General features: G+C 69.0%; 17 protein-coding genes. 4 read left to right on the top strand and 13 right to left on the bottom strand.

The genetic code is table 11. The features are described 5' to 3' along the window. The first annotated feature begins 54 nt into the window (after positions 1-54). Both KW843_RS03215 and KW843_RS03210 read left to right on the top strand, forming a co-directional pair. Entirely contained in the window at positions 55-1020 is a 966-nt protein-coding gene (locus KW843_RS03215; RefSeq protein ID WP_218293634.1) for a delta(1)-pyrroline-2-carboxylate reductase family protein, read from the top strand. Then, positions 1017-2708, top strand: coding sequence for a diguanylate cyclase (locus KW843_RS03210; RefSeq protein WP_218293633.1), 1692 nt, complete (start codon positions 1017-1019; stop codon positions 2706-2708). Before KW843_RS03215 ends, KW843_RS03210 begins: the two co-directional genes overlap by 4 nt. A gap of 71 nt (positions 2709-2779) precedes the next feature. Here the strand turns inward: KW843_RS03210 and KW843_RS03205 are convergent, their stop codons facing one another. From KW843_RS03205 to KW843_RS03150, 12 genes are all read right to left on the bottom strand, one after another. Next, positions 2780-3139: a hypothetical protein gene (locus tag KW843_RS03205; protein ID WP_218293631.1), complete on the bottom strand. Its 360-nt coding sequence runs from the start codon at positions 3137-3139 to the stop codon at positions 2780-2782. Positions 3140-3284: 145 nt separating this feature from the next. Continuing rightward, positions 3285-3857: a dCTP deaminase gene (gene dcd, locus KW843_RS03200; RefSeq protein ID WP_056167817.1), complete on the bottom strand. Its 573-nt coding sequence runs from the start codon at positions 3855-3857 to the stop codon at positions 3285-3287. A gap of 80 nt (positions 3858-3937) precedes the next feature. Beyond that, the gene (guaD, locus tag KW843_RS03195) at positions 3938-5236 is read right to left on the bottom strand and encodes a guanine deaminase (RefSeq protein ID WP_218293630.1); all 1299 of its coding nucleotides are present in this window, start codon (positions 5234-5236) and stop codon (positions 3938-3940) included. An 83-nt stretch (positions 5237-5319) separates the two neighbouring features. Next, entirely contained in the window at positions 5320-6450 is a 1131-nt protein-coding gene (locus KW843_RS03190) for a BMP family ABC transporter substrate-binding protein (RefSeq protein ID WP_218293629.1), read from the bottom strand. A gap of 115 nt (positions 6451-6565) precedes the next feature. Continuing rightward, the gene (locus KW843_RS03185; protein WP_218293628.1) at positions 6566-8140 is read right to left on the bottom strand and encodes a methyl-accepting chemotaxis protein; all 1575 of its coding nucleotides are present in this window, start codon (positions 8138-8140) and stop codon (positions 6566-6568) included. Between the two features lie 273 nt (positions 8141-8413). Next, complete coding sequence (locus KW843_RS03180; RefSeq protein WP_218293627.1) at positions 8414-9466, bottom strand: adenosine deaminase; 1053 nt, start codon at positions 9464-9466, stop codon at positions 8414-8416. Further along, positions 9466-10443, bottom strand: a complete 978-nt coding sequence (locus KW843_RS03175; protein WP_218293626.1) for an aromatic ring-hydroxylating dioxygenase subunit alpha — start codon at positions 10441-10443, stop codon at positions 9466-9468. Before KW843_RS03175 ends, KW843_RS03180 begins: the two co-directional genes overlap by 1 nt. 239 nt (positions 10444-10682) lie before the next feature. Then, positions 10683-11849 carry a BMP family ABC transporter substrate-binding protein gene (locus KW843_RS03170; RefSeq protein ID WP_218293625.1) on the bottom strand — a complete coding sequence of 389 codons (1167 nt, stop codon included), beginning with the start codon at positions 11847-11849 and terminating at the stop codon, positions 10683-10685. A gap of 114 nt (positions 11850-11963) precedes the next feature. Beyond that, positions 11964-12884, bottom strand: coding sequence for an ABC transporter permease (locus tag KW843_RS03165; protein WP_218293624.1), 921 nt, complete (start codon positions 12882-12884; stop codon positions 11964-11966). Next, positions 12884-13957: an ABC transporter permease gene (locus KW843_RS03160; protein WP_218293623.1), complete on the bottom strand. Its 1074-nt coding sequence runs from the start codon at positions 13955-13957 to the stop codon at positions 12884-12886. The genes KW843_RS03165 and KW843_RS03160 overlap by 1 nt, the downstream gene beginning before the upstream one ends. Beyond that, the gene (locus tag KW843_RS03155; RefSeq protein WP_218293622.1) at positions 13950-15551 is read right to left on the bottom strand and encodes an ABC transporter ATP-binding protein; all 1602 of its coding nucleotides are present in this window, start codon (positions 15549-15551) and stop codon (positions 13950-13952) included. The genes KW843_RS03160 and KW843_RS03155 overlap by 8 nt, the downstream gene beginning before the upstream one ends. 80 nt (positions 15552-15631) lie before the next feature. Next, positions 15632-16564, bottom strand: coding sequence for a LysR family transcriptional regulator (locus KW843_RS03150; RefSeq protein WP_218293621.1), 933 nt, complete (start codon positions 16562-16564; stop codon positions 15632-15634). Positions 16565-16755: 191 nt separating this feature from the next. Here KW843_RS03150 and xdhA point away from each other — a divergent pair, with 191 nt between their 5' ends. Further along, positions 16756-18381 (top strand): xanthine dehydrogenase small subunit, encoded by a 1626-nt coding sequence (gene xdhA / locus KW843_RS03145; RefSeq protein WP_218293620.1) that lies wholly within the window; start codon positions 16756-16758, stop codon positions 18379-18381. After that, the gene (gene xdhB, locus KW843_RS03140; RefSeq protein WP_218293619.1) at positions 18378-20807 is read left to right on the top strand and encodes a xanthine dehydrogenase molybdopterin binding subunit; all 2430 of its coding nucleotides are present in this window, start codon (positions 18378-18380) and stop codon (positions 20805-20807) included. Before xdhA ends, xdhB begins: the two co-directional genes overlap by 4 nt. Positions 20808-20918: 111 nt before the next feature. Here the strand turns inward: xdhB and KW843_RS03135 are convergent, their stop codons facing one another. Beyond that, positions 20919-23024 (bottom strand): diguanylate cyclase domain-containing protein, encoded by a 2106-nt coding sequence (locus KW843_RS03135; protein ID WP_218293618.1) that lies wholly within the window; start codon positions 23022-23024, stop codon positions 20919-20921. Between the last annotated feature and the right edge of the window lie 194 nt (positions 23025-23218).

Genomic DNA, 23218 nt, shown 5'->3' with positions numbered 1-23218 from the left:
GCACCACGGGCTTGCCCGCTTCCCCGGCACCATGGCCCTGTATAAAGTCTCGCGATGCCTTCCCACCTTCTTTCCGGATCCCCCCCCGCGCTGGACGCCGCGGCCACCGCGGCATGCCTTCCCTGGGATGCGCTCGCCGACGAGATCGCGGCCCTGCTGCGGGACGGTTCGGTGGCGGTTCCTGCGCGCACGGTGGTGGCGCTGGCCGGGAGCGCCAACCTGTTCGTCATGCCCGCGGCCGACAGCCGCGTGGCCATGGCCAAGCTCATCACACTGACACCAGGCAACGCGGGAACCCGCCGCCCCGCGATCCAGGGGGATGTGGTGGTGTTTGATGTCGCGACCGGCGAGCGCCGCCTGGTCCTCGACGGCCCCACGATCACCGCGCGGCGCACCGCGGCGGTGTCGCTGCTGGCCGCACGGCACCTCGCGCGCGCGCCCGAGGGGCCACTGCTCATCGTGGGTGCCGGCGTGCAGGGCCTGGCCCACCTGGAGGCGTTTGTTCTGGGCATGGCGGTGCGCGAGGTGTGGGTGGCCTCGCGCAGCGCGGCCAGCGCCGAGACGCTGGTCCGGCGCGCCCATGCGCTGGGCGCCCGGGCGCGCGTGGTGGCGAACGCGGACGACGCGGTGCCGCACTGCCCGCTGATCGCCACCTGCACGCCCGCGCACGCCGTCGTGCTGGCCGCGCCGCCACGACCCGATGCCTTCGTGGCGGCGGTGGGCGCCTACACCCCCGCGATGGCCGAGCTGGCGCCGGCCCTGTGCCGCCACGTGGCGCTGCGGGGACACATCGTGCTGGACAGCGACGATGCGCGCCACGAGGCCGGCGATCTGCTGCAGGCAGGAATGGATGTGAGCGTGCTGCCTACCTTGCGGGACGTGCTGCACGGCCGGCCCATCCCCCCGGAAGGCCCCGTGCTGTTCAAGAGCTGCGGCTGGGCAGGCTGGGACCTGGCGGCGGCACGCCTCGCGGTGCACCCGCCGGTGTCGACAGGGCACGCCCCGCGGGCCACGCCATGACCCCCCTCCGCTTCTCAGACCACAGCCTGCGCGCCCAGATCGCGCTGGTGTTCGGCGCGCTGGTGGTGGGCCTGGCGGTGCTGCTGTCCCTCGCCTTCGGAGAGCTGCTCAAGCGGCGCATCGAGCGCGATGCCGGCACCGCCCTGCAGGTGATCGCCGAGAACGCCGGCAAGCTGCTGGCCAACGGCTTGCTGGAACGCAGCCGGGAAGCCGAGGTGCTGGCCGCCGCCGAAGTCGTCTGGGTCAAGGGGCTGGACACCCCCGAAGGCCACCACATGCTGGCCCGCAGCCAGGCCACCCAGCCCCACAGCGTGTGGATCGGCGTGGCCGACGCCCAGGGGGTGGTGCGCACGGCCACGGGCGGCCTGCTCGTGGGCCAGAGCGTGGCGCAGCGGCCCTGGTTCCAGGAAGGTCTGCAGAAGCTGCACGTGGGGGACGTGCACGCGGCCAAGCTGCTGGAAAAGCTGCTGCCTCCCAACCCCTCGGGCGAACCCTACCGGCTCGTCGACTTCGCGGCCCCCATCCGCATCGGCCCCACCACCGTGGGCGTGGTGGGCATCCATGGCAGCTGGGAATGGACCCGCGAGGTCATGGTCAGCCTCACGCCCGCGCACACCGAAGACAGCGCGGTGGAACTCTTTGTCTTTGACCGCGAGGGCCAGCTCATCTATGCCCCCGGCGGCCAGACCCAGGCCCTGCGGGAGGCCGGGCAGCACCTGCCGGCCGGGGCCGCGGCGCCCGGAGACCGGGCCGCCAGCCCGGCGGCCGTGGTGCCGTGGAGGGACGGCCGCAGCTACCTCACGGCGATGGTGCCGCTGCGGGCGCGCAGCAGCGCCAGCGACCTCGGATGGCGGGTCGTCGCCCGTGAGCCCGTGGAGCTGGCCTTCGCCGAGGCGAGCCGCACCGTGCGCATGGCCCTGGCCATCGGGCTGGCTGCCGCGCTTCTGGCCTCGGTGCTGGCCTGGCTGGCGGCACGCCGGCTGAGCGACGATCTGTACGCGCTGGCCGATGCCGCCAGCGCCGTGGAAGCCGAAAAGGCCGGGGCCCGCATTCCGCAGGCGCACAGCAGCCGCGAAGTGCGCCAGCTGTCAAGTGCCCTCGGGCGCATGACGCACCGGCTTCTGGCATCCCGCGAGGCCATGGAAGAGAAGGTGCGCGTGCGCACGCTGGAGCTGGAGGCGGCCAACCGCGCGCTGGACCTGCAGGCCCGCACCGATGCGCTGACCGGCCTGCTCAACCGCCGGGGCTTCGAAACGCAGATGGCGTTTGCGCTGGCGCTGGCCCGGCGCAGCGGCCGCCCCTTGAGCCTGATCACGATCGACGTGGACCATTTCAAGCGCGTGAACGACACCTACGGCCACGAGGCGGGCGACGAAGTCCTGCGCCGGCTGGCACGCACGCTGGAGGTGCGGCTGCGCAACTCGGACGTGGTGGCGCGGCTGGGCGGGGAAGAGTTCGTGGCGCTGCTGCCCGATACCGACCTGGCGGGCGCCCAGGCCATTGCCCAGTCCCTGGTCGCGGCCATGGCCGCGCAGCAGGACCCGGTGGTCGGGCTCATCACCGTGAGCGCCGGCGTGGCCAGCATGCGCAGCCTGCAGGACAACGGCACGGACCTCCTGCGCCGGGGCGACGCCGCGCTCTACGAAGCCAAGGGACAGGGACGCAACCGGGTCTGCGTGGAGGTCTGAGAAACGGAGGGTGAGTGGGTGAGTGGATGGGTGGATGGGTGGTGCCGCGCTGGCGCGTGGCCCGGTGCCACCTAGGCCCCGTCGATGTCCGCCACGACGGCGCAGCCTTGCGGGGCCGTCGCGTCGAAATAGGCCTGGAGCCGCTCGGCCAGTGCATTCAGGCCGCCGTCGTTCGCGGCGCGCGCCATGGCAAGCTGTTCCAGCGCGTAGGGCCGGTGTCCCAGCATCATCGCGGTGTTCACGCAATGGCCCGCCGCCGCCATCTTGAGGACGAAGGCATTGAGCGATTCGCACGGCCAATAATGCGCCTGCGGCCCGCCGTGCGGCTGCGAGGGCGCGAACCCGAGGTCGCCCGCGCCACAGGCGGCGTGCAGGGAAAGGCCCGTACCCCGGGCCTTGGCGGGTGTGAACGGCGCAGCAAAGGTCAGCATGGGAGGACTCCTTCTTGCCCACCGCGACATCGGGGTGGCATGACACGATGCTAAGAACCTTACCTGCGCTTGCACTTCAGCCAACGGGCTGACGCGCTGTAGGACGCGGCCCCTGGCGGCCCGCCGGCCGCGCGTGCGGCCGATGTCAGGCCTTGGGCAGGGTCACGCCCACCTGGCCCTGGTACTTGCCCCCGCGGTCGCGGTAGCTCACCTCGCACACGTCGTCCTTGTCGCTCTCGAAGAACAGCACCTGCGCGCAGCCCTCGCCCGCGTAGATGCGCGCGGGCAGCGGCGTGGTGTTGGAGAACTCCAGCGTCACGTAGCCTTCCCACTCGGGCTCGAACGGGGTCACGTTGACGATGATGCCGCAGCGCGCATAGGTGCTCTTGCCCAGGCAGATGGTGAGCACGTTGCGCGGGATGCGGAAGTACTCCATCGTGCGGGCCAGCGCGAAGCTGTTGGGCGGGATGATGCAGCTGTCGCCATGGAAGTCCACGAAGCTCTTCTCGTCGAAGTTCTTCGGGTCCACCACGGTGCTGTGGATGTTGGTGAACACCTTGAATTCGGGCGCGCAGCGGATGTCGTAGCCATAGCTGCTGGTGCCGTAGCTGATGATCTTGCGGCCCTCGGCCTCGCGCACCTGGCCGGGCTCGAAGGGCTCGATCATGCCGTGCTCGGCCGCCATGCGGCGGATCCATTTGTCGCTCTTGATGCTCATAGCAGAACTCCCTGCGCTGTGGCCCGCACAGTGGTGGACTGCCGGGCGCTATTAAATACGTAGCTGGTAGCGCATGAATATCAAGCGCTAGAGCCGTATTTTGCTTGAGAAATCACTGTTTCCTGCACCACCCGGTCGTCGCCGAGCACGATCAGCGCAAACAAAAGCTCATCCAGGTTGCGCGCCTGGCGGGTCTTGCGCGCCAAAAGGGGGGTGGCCTCAGGGTTCAGCACCACAAAATCGGCCTCGCAGCCCGGCTGCAGATTGCCCACCACGCCCGCCAGGCCCAGCGCCTTCGCGGCCCCCGCCGTGTGCCGCCACCACAGCTGCCGGGGCGACAAACTCAGGCCCTGCTTGCTCTGCCCTTCGCGGCCCACATAGTAGGCCGCCAGCATGGTGTGGAACGGGCTGAAGCTGGTGCCCCCGCCCACATCGCTGGCCAGGCCGTAGCCAAAGCCCACGCGGTCCGCGCCCGCGTAGTCGAAGAAGCCGCTGCCCAGAAAGAGGTTGCTGGTGGGGCTGACGGCCGCCACGGTGCCGGTGTCGCGCATCAGCGCCCGGTCGTCGTCGTCGAAGTGGATGCAATGGGCGTACACCGCGCGCTCGCGCATCAGGCCAAAGCCGTCATACACCGCCAGGTAGCTGCGCGCATCCGGAAACAGCTCGCGCGCCCAGCGGATCTCGTCGCGGTTCTCGGCCACATGCGACTGGATCCATACATCCGGGTAGCGCGCGGCCAGCTCGCCCGCGCCGCGCAGCTGTTCATGCGTGCTGGTGGGCGCAAACCGCGGCGTGATCGCGTAGCCCAGGCGGTCCACGCCGTGCCAGCGTTGGATCAGAGCCTCGGTGTCGAGCAGGCTCTGCTCTGTCTCGTCGCGCACGCCGTCGGGCGAGTGGCGGTCCTGCAGCACCTTGCCGGTGATCAGGCGCATCTGCCGGCGCTGCGCCTCCCCAAACAGCGCATCCACGGATGCGGGGTGCGAGGTGGCGAACGCCAGCGCCGTGGTCACGCCGTTGCGCAGCAGCTCGTCGACGAAGAAGCCCGCCACCTCGGCGCCGTAGGCCGGATCGACAAAACGAGACTCGTGCGGAAAGGTGTAGTTCTCCAGCCAGGGCAGCAGGCCTTCGGCGGGGGAACCAATCACATCGGTCTGCGGAAAGTGGATGTGCATGTCCACGAAGCCCGGCGCCAGAATGCGCCCCGGCAGGTGGACGACAGGCTCGCCGGCGTACCGGTGCGACAAGGCCTGCCACCCGCCCGCCGCCAGCACCCGCTGGCGGCCGCCGGCGTCGGGGCCCACGGCCAGCAGGCCGTCTTCATCGTAGAGGGCCGTGCCGTCATCGGCAAAGCGCAGGAGGGCGGATCGGTAGACAGGCATGGCGCAAGCTTAGCGGCAGGGACCGCGGCTTGCATATGGCGCGCCCCATAGTGGCTATAGCGCACGCCGGCGAGACGGCAGGATCACCGCGCCAGTTTGCCCTGCACCCCTTCCACCAGCCAGTTCATCTGCAGGATCTGCGCATCGGAGAGTGCCTGGCCCGCAGCGATCACTTCGTGCCCTTCGCTGTCCCGCACCGGGGCCTTGCCCGCGCGAAACGGCTGCAGCCTGCCCGCGCCAATGGCCTTCTGCGCGGCCAGCACCTCCTGCTGCACGGCCGCCGGCACCCGGGAGCCAAAGTCGCCCACGCGGATCATGCCCTCGCGCACCCCGCCCCAGAGGGCGGCGCTTTTCCAGGTGCCGTTCTGCACGGCGCGCACGCGTTCGGTGTAGTAGGGGCCCCACTGGTGGGTCACGGCCACGATCTGGGCATCGGGCCCGGTGCGGCGCATGTCCGAGTGGTAGGCCACGGCCATCTTGCCGCGCTCCTGCGCGGCGGCCATCACGGCCGTGGAGCCGGTGTGAAAGGCGATCACATCCACGTCCTGGTTGAAGAGCACCATGGCCGCATCGCGCTCCCTGGGCGGGTCGAACCACACGTTGATCCACACCACCTTCACGGTGGCCTGGGGGTTCACCGAACGCATGCCCAGCGTGAACGCGTTGATGCCCTGCAGCACCTCGGGGATCGGGAATCCCGCCACGTAGCCCGCCACGCCGGTCTTGCTCATGCGGCCCGCCGCGATGCCCGCCAGGTAGCGCCCTTCGTAGTAGCGCGCATTGGCCACGGCCACGTTGGCGGCCGTCTTGTAGCCGGTGATGGATTCGAACTTCACGTTCGGGTAGTCCTGCGCGACCTTGAGCGTGGGCTCCATGTAGCCGAAGCTGGGCGTGAAGATGATCTGGTGGCCCGTGGCGGCCAGGTCGCGGATCACGCGCTCGGCATCGGCCCCCTCGGCCACGTTCTCGACGAAGGTCGTCCTGACCTGGCTGCCCAGCGCGGCCTCCACCGCCTTGCGCCCTTCTTCGTGCTGGCGCGTCCAGCCCGCCTCGGTGATGGGCGAGACGTAGACGAAACCAGCCTTGACGGGTTCGGCGGGCGCCGCCCTGGGAGCGGCCGCGCCAGTCTGGGAAAAAACGGGGGAGATGAAAACGGCGCCCGCGAGCGCACTCACACAAGCCGCACGCAGTGCGGTGGCGAGGTTTTTGTACATGGTGTTCCTCTACATGGTCCCGATGACAGAAAAAGCAAAAGGCTGCCGGGACAGCAGCCTTTGCAAGGGCGGTATTGTAGCCAGTAGGGGGCGCCCGCGCTGGCGCAGCGCTTCCTCAGCGCAGCCGCGGCGTGTTCGACGGCGCGCCGAGGCGGAACGCGCCCACCACGTCCGCCAGGCGTGCGGCCTGGTCCTTAAGGCTCTCGGCGGCGGCGGTGGACTCCTCCACCAGGGCGGCGTTCTGCTGCGTCATCTGGTCCAGCTGGTTCACCGCCACGTTCACCTGGCTGATGCCCTGGCTCTGCTCCGACGCGGCGGCGCTGATCTCGCCGATGATGTCGGTCACGCGGCGCACGGAGCTCACGATCTCGTCCATGGTGCTGCCCGCGTTCTGCACGAGCGCGGCGCCCGATTCCACCTTCTCGACCGACTGGCCGATCAGGGTCTTGATCTCCTTGGCCGCTTCGGCGCTGCGCTGCGCCAGGCTGCGCACTTCGCTGGCCACCACGGCAAAGCCGCGGCCCTGTTCGCCCGCACGGGCGGCTTCCACCGCCGCGTTCAGCGCCAGGATGTTGGTCTGGAAGGCGATGCCGTCGATCGTGCCGATGATGTCGCTGATCTTCTTGCTGCTGGCGTTGATCGCGTCCATGGTGCTCACCACCTGGGCCACGACCTCGCCGCCGCGCTGCGCCACCTGGGCGGCCGATGCGGCCATCTGGTTGGCCTGCACGGCGGAGTCGGCGCTCTGGCGCACGGTGCTGGTGAGCTCTTCCATGGAGCTCGCCGTTTCCTCGAGGTTGGCGGCCGTCTGCTCGGTGCGCGCGCTCAGGTCCTGGTTGCCGATGGCGATCTGCGTGCTGGCGGTGGAGATGCTGTCCACCACGCCACGCACCTGCTGCAGCGAGCCGTGCAGCGCACTGCGCATGAGGTCCAGCGCCCGCAGCAGGCGGCCGGTTTCGTCGTTGGCGTAGCTGGCCTGCGGCGCACCGGTCAGGTCCATGTCGGCGATGGATTCGGCAATGGCCTCGGCGTGGCGCAAAGGACGCGTGATGCTGGTGGCCAGCAGCCAGGCCAGCAGCCCCCCGAGCACCAGCGAGATGGCCGTGCACAGCTGCAGCAGCAAGGTGGTCTGCGCGCGCAGCTCTTCGCTGCGCTTGCCGGCGGCGTCCAGCTGGGCGCGCTGGGCATCCACCATTTCCTGCACGCCGGCCAGGTAGCTGCGCGAGGTGGGCTCGAAGCGCTCGGTGAACACCTTGTTCGCGTTCTCGGCGTCACCCGCCTGCTTGAACTTGCTCACCTCTTCCCGCGCGGCCAGATAGCTCTTGCGCAGTTCGCCCACCTTGGTGAACAGCTGCTTTTCCTCGGGCGTGTCCATTTTCGACTCGATGAATTTCTGCAGTTCATTGGTGTCGCGGATGGAAGCCGCCGTGGCGGGCGCGAAGTACGGGATCAGGCTGGCATCGCTGCTCTTGGCGATGGCCGCGGCACGCTGCACCCCGGACGTGGTGTGGCGCAGCCAGTCCGAGCCCGCCCGTTCGGTCTTGACGTTGTCGTTGACCATGGTGTCGATCTCGGCGCCAAGCTGGCCCAGCCGGACCACCGCCACGATGCTGCTCGCCAGGAACAGCGCGAGGATCACACCGAGCACCAGGGTAAGGCGCTTGCCGATGGACAACTGATTGAGAAACATGGAAAACACTCCGGTAGGAAACAGCGCAGACGCCTGCACAAAAAATTAGGGCCCCGCAGGGCCGTTTCAGGGCACGCGGGCATCCGGTGGATGCCAACAAATGCTTACAGAAACCCATGATTCTAGGGTTTACCCGGATTTCACCTGCAACGTGTGCGACGGTCCGGCGCACGCGGCGCCCCCGCGCAGCGAAATCCCCTCAAAAACGGCTGCTCCCGCGAAGGGCCGGCATGGCCAGCCTCCGCCTGCCGCTCGGGGAGCGTGCGCCTGCGTTCAGTAGTCGTGCTCCACGCACCGCTCGAAGGCTTCCTTGAGCTTGTGTTCCCACACGCGCTTGTCGGCGTTGCCGGCAAAACTCGCTTCGAAGCTGTTGAACGCCAGCTGGTAGGCATGGCGGGCTGTCAGGCCCGCGGCCGCGAACACCTGCGTGAAGTTCTCATTTATGTAGCCGCCAAAGTAAGCCGGGTCGTCCGAATTGACCGTGGCCGAAAGGCCGGCGTCCAGCAGCTGGCCCAGGTTGTGGTCGGCGAGGTTGGGGAACACGCACAGCTTCTGGTTGGACAGCGGGCACACCGTGAGGGCGATGCGGTCCTGCGCCAGGCGCCGCATCAGCGCGGCATCGTGCACGGCCTGCACGCCGTGGTCGATGCGCTCGACCTTGAGCACATCCAGCGCGCTCCAGATGTAGGCGGGAGGCCCCTCCTCGCCCGCATGCGCCACCAGGTGCAGGCCCAGTTCACGGCAGCGTGCGAACACGCGCGCGAACTTCTCGGGCGGGTGGCCCACCTCGCTGGAATCCAGCCCCACGCCCACGATCTTGTCGATGAGCGGCATGGCCTGTTCCAGCGTTTCAAACGCGGACTCCTCGCTCAGGTGGCGCAGGAAACACAGGATCAGGGTCGCGCTGATGCCCAGTTCGGTGCGCGCGTCCTGGCAGGCGCGGTGCAGGCCGTTGATGACCGTCTCCATGGCCACGCCGCGCGCGGTGTGGGTCTGGGGATCGAAGAAGATCTCGGCGTGCAGCACGTTGTCGCGCGCCGCGCGCCCCAGGTAGGCGCGCGCCATGTCGTAGAAGTCCTGCTCGTGCAACAGCACGCTGGCGCCCGCGTAGTAGATGTCCAGAAAGCTCTGCAGGTTGGTGAACGCGTAGGCGCTGCGCAGCGCGTCCACGCTGTCATAGGGCAATGCCAGCTCGTTGCGCTGCGCCAGCGCGAAGATGAGTTCGGGCTCCAGCGAACCCTCGATGTGGATGTGCAGCTCGGCCTTGGGCATGGCGCGCAGCAGTTCGGGCAGGCGTTCGGTGGAGATGGGAGGCACTTTAAACATCAGCAGACTCCAAAGGTGATGCCGCTGTGGCGCAGAAAGCGGCGGTAGAAGGATGATGCCTTGTCGGCGGCGGTATGCAACTCCGCCCGCAGGTCCAGCGGCAGGCACCGGGGCACCTGCGACGCCAGCACGGGCTGGTCCTGCATGAAGATGGTGTGCTGGAACGCCTGCAGCTTTTCCGCCGGCGACTCGAAATCCGCCACCGCCAGGCGGAACCAGACGCGGCTGCGCACGGGCGTCACGGGGCAGATGAACAGCGCGATCGCCTCGCGCCAATCCCGTACCGCGGTGGTGCCGGCCTCGGGCACCTTGGTCAGCACCGCGGCATAGGGGGCCGTGACTTCATAGGTGTACTCCACCTGGGCCGGGGCGGTCGAATGCAGGTTGGACTGGGGCTGCCAGGCCTTGCAGCCCGTGGCGCGCAGGCCCGTGGGCAGGGACTCCACGCGGTAGTCGTCGATGGCCGTGGCCTCGCGCGTGCCCAGCCAGCCTTCGTGCACGAAGCCGAAGTGCGACATGTCCAGGAAGTTCTCGATGATGCGCGGCGCGCTCGCCGCCACGTCATAGGGGCCGCAGTTGAGCTTGCGCAGGCGCGCATCGTCCTCGGCGGCAAAGGCGGGCGGCGCGGCATCGCCGGCCTCGAGCCGCACCCACACCAGGCCGTGGGCTTCGTGCACGGCATGGCGGTGGGCGCAGTGCGTGGCGGGCGGGGTGAAATGCGGCAGCGCGGGCACGTGCACACACTGGCCGTTCGCGGCGAACTGCCAGCCGTGGTAGGGACATTCAAGCCGGCCCTCGTGCACGCGGCCGAGCGACAGGCGCGCACCCCGGTGCGGGCACTGGTCCGCGAAGGCCTGCGCATGGCCCTCGCCATCGCGCCAGAGCACGATGTCGCGCTCCAGCAGGCGCGCGGCCAGCGGGGCCTGCACGACATCCTCCGAGGGCGCGACAGGATGCCAGAGGGTGGCTTCGATCATGGTGGGCAGGGAATCTCGTGGTGCGTGTCGTTGTGGCAGCGCCCTCTCCTCTCGCTCTTGTGCGAGGGCGCTGGTCGAGCATATACGCAAGCGCTGCCGCACGCCGCACGCCCAGCGCCGGCAGCACGGCGTGCCGGCCGCGCGGGGGCGTGGGGTACGCCCAGCAAAAAGGCCGCCCGGGGGCGGCCTTTTTCAGGGGAGCGCTCCCGGCGCCAGCGCCGGGAAGCCCGTGCGGCTTCTTACTTCTTGTCGCCGCCGGGGATCTTGCCTTCCACGCCCTTGACGTAGAAGTTGACACCGCCGAGGAACTTGTCGTCGGCCACCGCATCCTTGGCGAGCACTTCCTTGCCGTCCTGGCCCACGATCGGACCCTTCCAGATCTGGAACGAACCATCGGCCAGGCCCTTCTTCACGGCTTCGACCTTGGCCTTGGTGTCGGCAGGCACGTCTTCGGCGATGGAGACGATGTCGATCGCGCCTTCCTTCACGCCCCACCAGCTCTGGCCCGTGGCCCACTGGCCTTCCAGCGCGTCCTTGGTGGCCTTGATGTAGTACGGGCCCCAGTTGATCACGGCCGATGCCAGGTGGGCCTTGGGGCCATAGGCGGTCATGTCGGAATCCCAGCCGAAGGCGCGCTTGCCCTTTTCTTGCGCCGTCTTCAGCACGGCGGGCGAATCGGTGTTCTGGAACAGCACGTCGGCGCCGCCGTTGATGAGCGATGTGGCGGCTTCGGTTTCCTTGGGCGGGCTGAACCATTCATTCACCCAGACCACCTTGGTCTTGATCTTGGGGTTGACCGACTGCGCACCCAGCGTGAAGCTGTTGATGTTGCGGATCACTTCAGGAATCGGCACCGAGCCCACCACGCCCAGCGTGTTGGTCTTGGTCATGGCGCCGGCGATCACGCCCGCCATGTACGCGCCTTCGTAGGTGCGGCTGTCGTAGGTGCGCATGTTCTCGGCCGTCTTGTAGCCGGTGGCATGCTCGAACTTGATGCCCTTGTTGTCCTCGGCCACCTTGAGCATCGACTCCATGTAGCCGAAGGTGGTGCCAAAGATCAGCTTGTTGCCCTGGCCGGCCAGGTCGCGCAGCACGCGTTCGGCGTCGGCCGACTCGGGCACGCTTTCCACGAAGCTCGTGACCACCTTGTCGCCGAATTCCTTCTCGATGGCCTTGCGGCCGTTGTCGTGCGCGAACGACCAGCCGCCGTCACCCACCGGGCCGACATAGGCGAACGCGATCTTCAGAGGCTCGGGCTTGGGTGCCGGCGCTTCTGCCGCAGGGGCCGGTGCGGGCGCGGGGGCCGGTGCCGGTTCTTCCTTCTTGCCACAGCCCACGAGCGCGGCGGCGGCAACGGCGGAGAGCGCTGCCACCTTGAGCATGGAGCGTTTCTGCAGATCAGTCATGTCGGTTTCCTTGTTGAATGAAGAGTGAGACTTGCAAAGGTTGGGGACGAAAGCAGCAATTATGGGGCGATCTACCGTGGGGTAACCAGTTTTTGACGCACCGGCCCGCCCATTTCAGGAGCCCGGATAGAACGGCTTGCCCAGCGACGCCGGCATGTTGATGCGGATCCACGCCGGATTGCGCGAAATCAGCGCCAGCACGACGATGGTGGCCACATACGGCAGCATGCTCAGCAACTGGCTGGCCACCTGCACCCCCGTGGCCTGCAGGTGGAACTGCAACATGGTCACGCCGCCGAACAAATAGGCACCAAGCAACACCCGTGCCGGGCGCCAGGTCGCGAACGTGGTGAGGGCCAGGGCGATCCAGCCCCGGCCGGCGACCATGCCCTCCACCCACAGGGGCGTGTACACCGTCGAGATGTAGGCGCCCGCCAGCCCGCACAGCGCCCCGCCCGCCACCACCGCCGCGAGGCGAATGCGCCGCACCGGATAGCCCAGCGCGTGGGCCGACTCGGGCGACTCGCCGACCGAGCGCAGCACGAGCCCGGCGCGCGAGCGGTACAGGAACCAGATCAGCCCCGCGACCAGCAGCATGGTGAGGTACACCAGCGGATGCTGCTGGAACAGCGCGGGCCCGAGCAGCGGCACGTCGCCCAGCACCGGAACCGCGTACTTGGGCAGCTCGGGCAGCTTGGCCTGCACGTAGCTGATGCCGGCGAACGCCGAGAACCCCACGCCGAACAGGCTGAGCGCCAGCCCGGTGGCGTACTGGTTGGTGTTGAGCCAGATCACCAGCACGCCGAAGATGGCGGCCAGCACGGCGCCGGCGGCCATGCCCGCCGCAAACCCGAGCCAGGTGTTGCCCGTGTGCACCACGGTGGCGAAGCCCGCGATGGCGGCGCACAGCATCATGCCTTCCGCCCCAAGATTGACGATGCCGGCCTTTTCGTTGATGAGCAGGCCCAGGGCCGCAATGGCCAGAACGGTGCCCGCGCTGAGCGTGGCGCCGATGAGCAGTGCATAGGACTCCATCAGACACCTCCTTTCCTGGTGCCGACCCAGCGCACGCGGTAGGCAATCAACGTGTCGCACGCCAGCAGCGTGAACAGCAGCAGGCCCTGGAACACGCCCGTGAGCGACTTGGGCAGCCCCATGCGCGACTGCGCCAGCTCGCCACCGATATAGAACATGCTCATGAGGATGGCCGAGAGGATCATGCCCACGGGGTGCAGGCGCCCCACGAAGGCGACGATGATGGCCGCGAAGCCGTAGCCCGCCGGCACGTAGGGCGTGAGCTGGCCAATCGGCCCCGCCACTTCCAGCGCTCCCGCCAGGCCTGCCGCGCCGCCCGAGATCAGCAGCGCCGTCCACAGCGCCTTGCGCGAGGAGAACCCGGCGTACCGCGCCGCCGCCGGGGCCAGTCCGCCGACCTGCTGCGCGAAACCGGCCCGCGTGCGGAACAGGAACACCCACAGCGCCGCCGCCCCGGCCAGCGCCAGCAAGAGGCCGATGGACACCCGCGAACCCTGCATCAGGCGCGGGATCTGCGTCACTTTCTCGAAGGTCTTGGTCTGCGGAAAGTTGTAGCCCATGGGGTCCTTCCACGGGCCGTAGACCAGGTAGCCCAGCACCAGCGTGGCCACATAGACCAGCATCAGGCTGACCAGGATTTCATTGGCGTTGAACTTGTCACGCAGCAGCGCCGTGAGCCCCGCCCAGGCCATGCCACCCAGCACCCCGGCGAGCAGGATGGCGGGCACGATCCAGGGGCCGGTGGTCTTGTCGGCCAGCAGCGCCACGCCGCCCGCCACCACGGCGCCGATGACGAACTGCCCTTCGGCGCCGATGTTCCACACGTTGGAGCGGAAACACACGGCCAGCCCCAGCGCGATGAGCAGCAGCGGCGTGGCCTTGACCATGAGTTCGCCGATGGCGTACTGCGATTTGACGGGTTCCCAGAAGAAAACCTGCAGCCCGCGCACGGGGTCCTTGCCCAGCGCCACGAACAGCGCGACGCCGATCAGCACCGTGATGGCCAGCGCCAGCAGCGGCGAGCCATAGGTCCAGAGCTTCGACGCCTGGGGACGCGGTTCCAGCTTAAGCATGCTGCACCTCCCCGGCCCGCGCCTGCTGCTGGTGCTGCTGCGCCAGGTGCGCCTGCACGTCGGCATGCCACAGGCCGCTCATCCATTCGCCGATGAGGCCCACCGTGGCCTCGGCACGCGGCACCGAAGGCGACAGGTGCCCCTTGGCCACCACGTGCAGCCGGTCGCAGATTTCAAACAATTCGTCCAGCTCCTCGCTCACCACCAGCACGGCGCAGCCCGCATCGCGCAGCGCCAGGATGGAGCCCCGGATCTGTGCGGCGGCGCCCACATCCACGCCCCAGGTGGGCTGCGAGACGATGAGCAGCTTGGGGTTGGCATCGATCTCGCGCCCCACGATGAACTTCTGCAGGTTGCCACCCGACAGCGACTTGGCCGCTGCGTGGGGTCCACCCGCCTTCACATTGAAGCGCCGGATGATGTCCTCGGCATGTTTTTGCAGCGCGCCCACCTTGATCCAGCCACTGCCGCCGACCGAATTGGTGCGGGTGAGCAGCAGGTTGTGCGCCAGCCCCATGGTGGGCACGGCGCCCCGGCCCAAACGCTCTTCGGGCACGAAGTGCAGGCCCAGCGCGCGGCGCTGGCCGGGGCCCATGCGGCCCGCGTTCTGGCCGGAGACCTGGATGCAGGCCGCGTCAGCCCGCTGGTCTTCGCCCGACAGCGCGTAGAGCAGTTCCTTTTGCCCGTTGCCCGACACACCGGCAATGCCCACCACCTCGCCCGCCTTCACCTCGAACTGCAGGTCGATCAAATCCACCCCGAACTGGTCGGCACGCGGCAGCGACAGGCCCTGCACACGCAGCACCGTGGCGCCGGTCTGCAGCGCGCGGTGTTCCAGCGCGGGCGGCTCGGCGCCGATCATGAGGCGCGACAGGGACGCGTTCGATTCTTCCGCCGGATTGCACACGCCCGTGACCTTGCCGCCGCGCAGCACGGTGCAGGCAGTGCACAGCGCGCGGATCTCGTGCAGCTTGTGGCTGATGTAGAGGATGCTGCAGCCCTCGCTGGCCAGCTTGCGCAGCACCACAAAAAGCTTTTCGACCGCCTGGGGCGTGAGCACCGAAGTGGGCTCGTCCAGGATCAGCACCTTGGGGTTGGTGAGCAGCGCGCGGATGATTTCCACGCGCTGCATCTCGCCCACGCTCAGCGTGTGCACGGGGCGCAGCGGGTCGATGTCCAGGCCATATTCGGCCGCCTTGGCGGTGATGCGCTGCGTCACCTCGGCCAGCTGCAGGCTCTTGTCCAGGCCCAGCCACACGTTCTCGGCCACCGTGAGGGTGTCGAACAGGCTGAAGTGCTGGAACACCATGGCGATGCCCAGCGCCCGCGCCTCCTGCGGGTTGCGCACCTGCACGGCCTGGCCGTTGAAGAACACGCTGCCTTCGTCGGGCTTGACCGATCCGTAGATGATCTTCATCAGCGTGGACTTGCCCGCGCCGTTTTCGCCCAGCACCGCATGGATCTCGCCGGGCAGCACCGTGAGCGACACGCCGCTGTTGGCCACCACGGCCGGATAGCGCTTGGTGATGCCCATGAGCTGCAGCCGGGGCGGCGGCGGCGCGCCCGGGGCGGGAGGAGTAGGAGGTGAACTCATGCGGTGGATTGTCTCTCAGTTTTACAACTTGTTATAAGAATGGAAACACCTTCTTGCGCTTGTTCAGCATGCCCAAGCAGCTATTCTTTTCGTAGCGAAGAGGCCACGGTTTTCACACATTCGCGCAACCACGCGGCAGCGGCGGAGTGGTGCGTGCGCGCATGCCACAGCTGGTAGTACATGAGGCGCGGAAAAGGCACCGGGCACGGCAGGATGGCCAGCGGCAGCTGCTCCACATAACGCTCGCAATACTGGCGGCCCGTGGTCAGCACCAGCAGACTCGAGGCCACGATGCTGGGGATGAGGCTGAAATGCGCGCAGCGCGCCGTGATGTGGCGCTGCATGCCCAGGTTGTCCAGGTGGGCGTCGATCACGCCGCGCGCGCCGGGGTGGGTGGGCGTGGGCGCGATGTGTTCGGCCGCCAGCCAGCTTTCCACGTCCCAGCCGCGCCGCACGGCGGGGTGGTCCTTGCCCACCAGGCAGACGACCTCGTCGCCGAACAGGCGGCCCATGTGCAGGTCGTCCGGCGGCTGCGGCCAGTTGCCGATCACCACGTCCACCTCGCCCTGCGCCAGGTGCGCATGGTAGTGCGCGTCGGCCGAGAGGGGCAGGATCTCGATGGGACACAGCGGGGCCTCCACCTTGATGCGGGACACCAGCTGGGGCAGGAAGAGCGGGTCCAGGTAGTCGCTGGCGGCCACGCGGAAGGTGCGGGTGGCGGTGCGCGGATCGAAGCCGCGCGCATCCGAGAACAGCGCCTCGGCCGAGCGCAGGATGGCGCCCGCGGGCTCCACCATGCGCAGCGCGGCATCGGTGGGCATCATGCTGGCGCCCGAGCGCACCAGCAGCGGGTCGCCCGCCAGGTCGCGCAGGCGCTTGAGCGCGGCCGACACCGCCGGCTGGTGCATGCCCAGGCGGACGGCGGCCCTCGATACGCTGCGTTCTGTGAGCACGGTGTGCAAGACCCTTATGAGATGGAGGTCTATCTTGTCGAAAAGGGCGTGGTCTCTCATAGCAGTGCGTGCATTGATGTCATAAGCTTGTACTTATGCTGGCGGCCATTGGGCGCCCTACCCTCTGATGAACACGACTTGCGCAAAACAGGGCTCAGGCAAACCGCATCGCTCCAAGGCAATGCGGACGTCGCATCCCGATGTGCGCAGGTCCTCATGAATTGACAGCAATCGAAGAAGCGGCATCCGTCATGACCACCCAACCCTTGCAATTCCTGCGCCGCGGCCAGCCCGTGGCGCTGGGCAATGTACCACCCGATCGCACGCTGCTGGAGGTGCTGCGCGAAGACCTGGGCAACACCGGCACCAAGGAGGGCTGCGGCGAAGGCGACTGCGGCGCCTGCACCGTGGTGCTGGGCGAGGCACGGGACGGCAAGGTGCACTACAGCGCGGTGAACAGCTGCATCCGGCTGGCGCATTCGGTCCACGGCATGGCGCTGTGGACGGTGGAGGACCTGGCGGAAGACCCGTTGATCCAGCCCGTGGGCGATGCCGCCCCGGCTCCTCGTCCACCCATCACACTGCATCCCGCACAAGAGGCGATGGTTCAGTGCCACAGTTCTCAATGCGGGTTTTGCACCCCCGGTTTTGTGATGAGTCTCTTTGGGATGTACCAGAAACACATCGCCCCCACGCTCCCCACTGCGTGTGGTTCGCGGCCCCCATCCGGGGAAGGGCCCCCGGATTCCCGCGCGCCCGGGGCCCTCGCGCCTAGGGGCGGCCCGTCGGCGCTCGACCACGTCCACCACGGCCAACCCATCACCCGCGAACTGGCGCAGGAAGAACTCTCCGGCAACCTGTGCCGCTGCACGGGCTACCGCCCCATCCTGGACGCCGCGCAGCACATGGCCGCCCTGCCCGCAATGGTGGTAAATGAACCTCTTTTGCTACAAAAGCTGGAGCTACTCGCGCTTACCCATCCAGCGCCAGAGGCCAATTCTTCTTATATTTCACCCACCACACTGCCTGATCTGCTGGCCGCGCGGGCGGCACACCCCGCGGCGCAGGTGGTGGCAGGCTGCACCGACGTGGGCCTGTGGGTGACCAAGCAGCACAAGCAATACGAAAGCATCCTGGACGTGACCCGCGTGGCCGAACTGCGGCAGGTTCAGCAGGACGCGCACCACATCACGCTCGGGGCCGCCGTCACCCTGACCGACGCGTTTGCCGCACTGACCGCGCAGTGGCCGCAGCTGCACACCTTTGCCACGCGCTTCGCGGGCCTGCCCGTGCGCAATTCGGGCACGCTGGGGGGCAACGTGGCCAACGGCTCGCCCATTGGCGACTCCATGCCGCTCCTGATCGCGCTGCGCGCCCAGGTGGTACTGGCCAGCGTGCGGGGAGAACGCACCCTGGCGCTGGAAGACCTGTACACCGGCTACCGGCAGAACGTGATGGCGCCCGACGAGCTGCTGGTGCGCATCGTGGTGCCCAGGCCGGGGGTCACGGAAGTGCTCAGGGCCTACAAGATTTCCAAGCGGTTTGACGATGACATTTCCGCCGTGTGCCTGGTCATCAACCTGGACATCGAAGCCGACGTGGTGCGCCGCGCCAGCATCGGCGCGGGCGGCGTGGCCGCCACCCCGGCCCGCGCGCGCCAGACCGAGGCGGCGCTGGCCGGCCAGCCGTGGAACGCCGACACCATCGCCCGCGCCGCGCAAGCGCTGCAGGGCGAGTTCAATCCCATCTCGGACATGCGCGCCAGCGGTGCCTACCGCCGCACGGTGCTGGCCAGCCTGCTGCAGCGCTTCTGGCTGGAGAGCCAGGGCGAAGAGGCCGTGAGCGTGGAGAACTTCCGCCTGGAGGAAGCCGTATGAACCAGCGCGAAACCTTGCCCGGCGGCCTGCCCGTGAGCCGCGATGCCGTGGACGACCCCGTGGTCGCCAGCGCCGACGCCCACGCCGCCGAACCCCTGGCCCCGCCGCAGGCCAGCACGCCCGCCAGCACCCGCGCCATGGGCCAGTCGCACATCCACGAAAGCGCGCGCGCCCAGGTGGCGGGCGCGGCCCACTACATCGACGACCTGCCCGAGGTGAAGGGCACGCTCTATGCGGCGCCCATCCTCTCCACCGTGGCGCACGGCACCTTGAACAGCGTGGATGCCAGCGCCGCCCTGGCCCTGCCCGGCGTGCGCGGCGTGGTGCTGTCGTCCGACGTGCCCGGCGACAAGTTGCTGGCCGCCTTCGCGCACGACGAGCCCGTGTTCGCCATCGACACCGTGCAGCACGTCGGCCAGGTGATCGGCCTGGTGGTGGCCGACTCGGTGATGCAGGCGCGCCGCGCCGTGCGCGCCGTGAAGCTGGACATCACGCCGCTGCCCGCCATCCTCACCGTGAAGGAAGCGCTGCGGGCCGAAAGCTATGTGCTGCCGCCCGTGTTCGTGCGCCGGGGCGATGCGCAGGCCGGCCTCGCGCGGTCGGCGCACCGGCTGCAGGGCGCCTTCGAGGTGGGCGGGCAGGAACACTTCTACCTCGAAGGCCAGATTGCCTACGCGCTGCCGCTGGAGCAAAGGCAGTGGTGGATCTATTCCAGCACCCAGCACCCGGGCGAAGTGCAGCACTGGGTGGCCCACGCCCTGGGGCTGGACAACCACGCGGTGCGCGTGGAGTGCCGGCGCATGGGCGGCGGCTTCGGCGGCAAGGAGACCCAGGCAGGCCACCTGGCCGTGTGGGCGGCGGTGGCGGCCAGCAAGTTCGGGCGCCCCGTCAAGCTGCGGCTCGACCGCGATGAAGACTTCATGGTCACCGGCAAGCGCCACCCGTTCGCGTACCAGTACGACGTGGGCTTTGACGGCGCGGGCCGCATCACCGGCCTCGCGCTGCACATGGCGGCCAACTGCGGTTTCAGCGCCGACCTGTCGGGGCCGGTGGCGGACCGCGCCGTGTTCCACAGCGACAACGCCTATTTCCTGAGCGACGTGGAGATCGCCTCCTACCGCTGCAAGACCAACACCCAGAGCCACACCGCGTTCCGCGGCTTTGGCGGGCCGCAGGGCGTGATCGTGATCGAGGCCATCCTGGGCGACATCGCGCGCGCCCTGGGCCGGGATGCCCAGGACGTGCGCCTGGCCAACCTGTACGGCAAGGACGCCGGGGAGGGTCGCAACGTCACCCACTACCAGATGACCGTGGAGGACAACATCCTGCACGAACTGATGCCGCAGCTGGAGCGCGACGCCGGCTACCGCGAGCGGCAGCACGCCATCGCGGCCTGGAACGCCACCAGCCCCGTGCTCAAGCGGGGCCTGGCGATCACGCCGGTCAAGTTCGGCATCAGCTTCACGGCCACGCTGTTCAACCAGGCCGGCGCGCTGGTGCATGTGTACACCGACGGCAGCGTGCAGGTGAACCACGGCGGCACCGAGATGGGCCAGGGCCTGCACACCAAGGTGGCGCAGATCGTGGCGGACGAACTGGGCGTGCCGCTGTCCCGGGTGCTCGTCACCGCCAGCGACACCAGCAAGGTGCCCAACGCCAGCGCCACGGCAGCGTCCAGCGGCACCGACCTGAACGGCCGCGCGGCGCAGTTCGCGGCGCGCAACGTGCGCGACAACCTCGCCTCCTTCGTGTGCGGGCTCGACAGCTGCGGCGCCGGCGCCATCCGCTTCGAGGGCGGGCAGGTGATCTCGCCCAAGAAGGTACGCCTGTTCGACGACGTGGTGAAGGAGGCGTACGCCAACCGCATCCAGCTGTGGAGCGACGGCTTCTACCGCACGCCCAAGATCCACTACGACAAGGCCACGCTCACGGGCCGGCCGTTCTACTACTTTGCCTACGGGGCCGCGTGCTCCGAGGTGGTCATCGACACGCTCACCGGCGAAAGCCGCGTGCTCAAGGTGGACATCCTGCACGACGTGGGCCACAGCATCAACCCGGCCATCGACATCGGCCAGATCGAGGGCGGCTTCGTGCAGGGCATGGGCTGGCTCACCACCGAGCAGCTGGTGTGGAACGACAAGGGCACCCTGGCCACGCACGCACCGAGCACCTACAAGATCCCGGCGACGGGGGACATCCCCGCGCACTTCCGCGTGAACCTGTGGCCCGAGGCGAACCGCGAGGACAACGTGGGCGGCAGCAAGGCGGTGGGCGAGCCGCCGTTCATGCTGGCGATCAGCGTGTACGAGGCGCTGCGCAATGCGGTGGCGGCGGGGCGCGGGGATGAAGCCACGGGGCCCGTGGTGCTGACGGCACCGGCGACCGCGGAGAATGTGCTGCGGGCGTTGGGACGCCTGACGGACTGAGTGAGCCCCCGGGCACTGAGCGGCCCAGGCCGGCAGACGCCGCGGAACGGGCTTTGCCAGGCCGCTGGCGGCGTCCCCGGGGGGAAGACGCCAGGCGGCTCAGGGGGCCTTTCATGCAGGCCCCAGCGCCATCCTCCCCGATGCGGTCGCCTGGTTCGCGTGCCGTGTCTCCACCCGGTTGCGCCCCGCCCGCTTGGCGTCGTAGCAGGCCATGTCCGCCGCATACAGCACCGAGGGCACGTCCTGCAGGCTGGCATCGAGCACCACGAGGCCGATGCTCACCCCCAGCGTGAAGCTGCGCCCCTGGTACGAAGGCTCCCAGTCCTGCACGGAGGCACGCAGCTGCTCGGCCACGGCCTGGCCGCGCGCCAGCGCGCAGCCGGGCAGCACCACCGCGAACTCGTCGCCGCCCAGCCGCGCGGCCCAGCCGACCTGGCGCACCTGGGATTCGAGCAGGCGGGCCACATGGCGCAGCACATCGTCGCCCGCATCGTGGCCGGCGATGTCATTCACCACGGTGAAGTGGTCCAGGTCCAGGAACAGCACCACGCCGTCCCCGGCGGTGTCGCCGCCGTCCCCCTCCGGCGCGCGCGGCCGCGCCGAGCGCTCGGCCAGCAGCAGGCCCAGGCGCTCGTCGAACGCGCTGCGGTTGTAGAGCTGGGTGAGCGCGTCGTGCGTGCGCTCCCAGGCATGCTGCATCTGCGCCTCGCGCGCGGCGGTGATGTCCTCCAGGATCCAGACCGTGCCGCCACCCATCTCGTCGGGCCGCACGCCGCGGCCCTGCACACGGGCCCACACGGGCGAGCCGTCCTTGCGCATGAAGCAGACATCGCCGTCGAAGACACCGTGCGCGGCAAACTCGGCCTGCACCCGTTCGCCAATGCGCACATAGTCGGAATCATTGGCGTACAGGGTGCGGGCGGGTCGGCCCTGCAGCTCCCCTTCTGCGTAGCCCAGCATCACGCAGGCCTGGCGGCCCACCACCTCCAGGATGCCGTGGCGCGAGATGACGATGCCCACGGATGCGCTGTCCAGAACGGCCTGGAATTGCCCGTCCAGCGTGGCCTTGTGCTGCTGCTGCAGGCTGCCCTGCTGCACCATGCCCTGGAACACGCGCACGAGTTCGCCCACCTCGCCGTCCGCGCGCGGCCAGGCAATGTCCTGCACGGCCCCGGCCCGCGCGCCCCGGCGCAGCATCTGGCGCGCGCTGTGCGTGAGCTGCGCCAGGGGCTGGGCCATCCAGGCCATGAGCACGGCCACGAGCAGCATGCACAGCGCCATGCTGGCGGCGGCCAGCCACCAGGCCTCGCGCTGCGCGCCCTCCAGCGGCGCCAGCAGCGCCTGCGAGGGGCTGACGCGCGCCACGATCCACTGCGGCAGCGGCATGCCCGCCATGCTGACGATGTGCTGGGCCTCCAGGTGGGTCGTGCCCCGCCCCACCACCGGCTGGGACTGGTCGAGCCAGCGGGCGTACACGGGGGCGAGGCCCGCCTCGTCGCGCACCTTGCCCAGGATGCGGGCGGGGTCCGAGTGCGACAGGATGGTGCCGTCGCGCGTGAAGACGATGAGCCGCGAGTCATCGCGCGCGGGCAGCGCCATGGACGGCGGCAGCAGCCCCTGGGACTGCAGCCGCAGCGCACCCGCCACCACGCCCAGCACGGCGCCATCCTCGCGGTGCAGCGGCATGGTGAACATCACACGCGCATCGCCGGTGCGGCCCGCGATGAGCTCCGACACCAGCGGCTTGCCATCGATGAGCGTGCGGCGCAGGGCGTCGCGCTCGGCCGGGTCCAGGTCGGCCGCCTTTTCCAGGCGCCCCGCCCGCAGGTTCAGCCGCAGTTCGCCGTTGTCGCGGGCCACCTGCATGGCATCGAAGAACTGCACCGCCGGCAGGCCCTGCTGCAGCAGCCATTCGAGGGTGGACGGGGATTCCAGCATGCCCGGCGTGATGCCGGCGGCCACGGTGCGCAGCACCTTCTGGCTTTGTTCGATCTTGCTGGCCAGCAGGCGGGCCACGACCTCGACCTCGTCGGTCTGCTGGCTCACCACGCGCCGCACGGCCTCCTGCCCGGACGCCCGCGTGACGAGCCATGCCGACACCGTGCCCGACAGGGCCACCGCCAGCACCGCCGCCAGCATGAGCCGAAGCACCAGGGTCCCAGGCACAAACCAGCCCGGCGCGTCGTGCGGCGGCGCGGGGTGGGCGGGAGGCTTCATGGACACTCCGCTCTGGGAGCACCCCGGCAAGCACGGGAAGTGGCGTTGGGCATCGGAACGGGTCAAACCGGACAGGTCCCAACAAATATACGCAGCCCCTGCAGCCCGGGGCTTGGGTAGAACCCTCAGTGAAACCCAAGGACAAACCCTGAGCCACACTGCGGTCAAAGGACCATCCGCACCGGCGGCCCTTC

Origin of the sequence: Acidovorax sp. sif1233 (genome assembly GCF_019218755.1) — a bacterium.
Taxonomy (GTDB): domain Bacteria; phylum Pseudomonadota; class Gammaproteobacteria; order Burkholderiales; family Burkholderiaceae_C; genus Acidovorax.
This window is presented reverse-complemented; position numbering and strand designations above follow the sequence as displayed.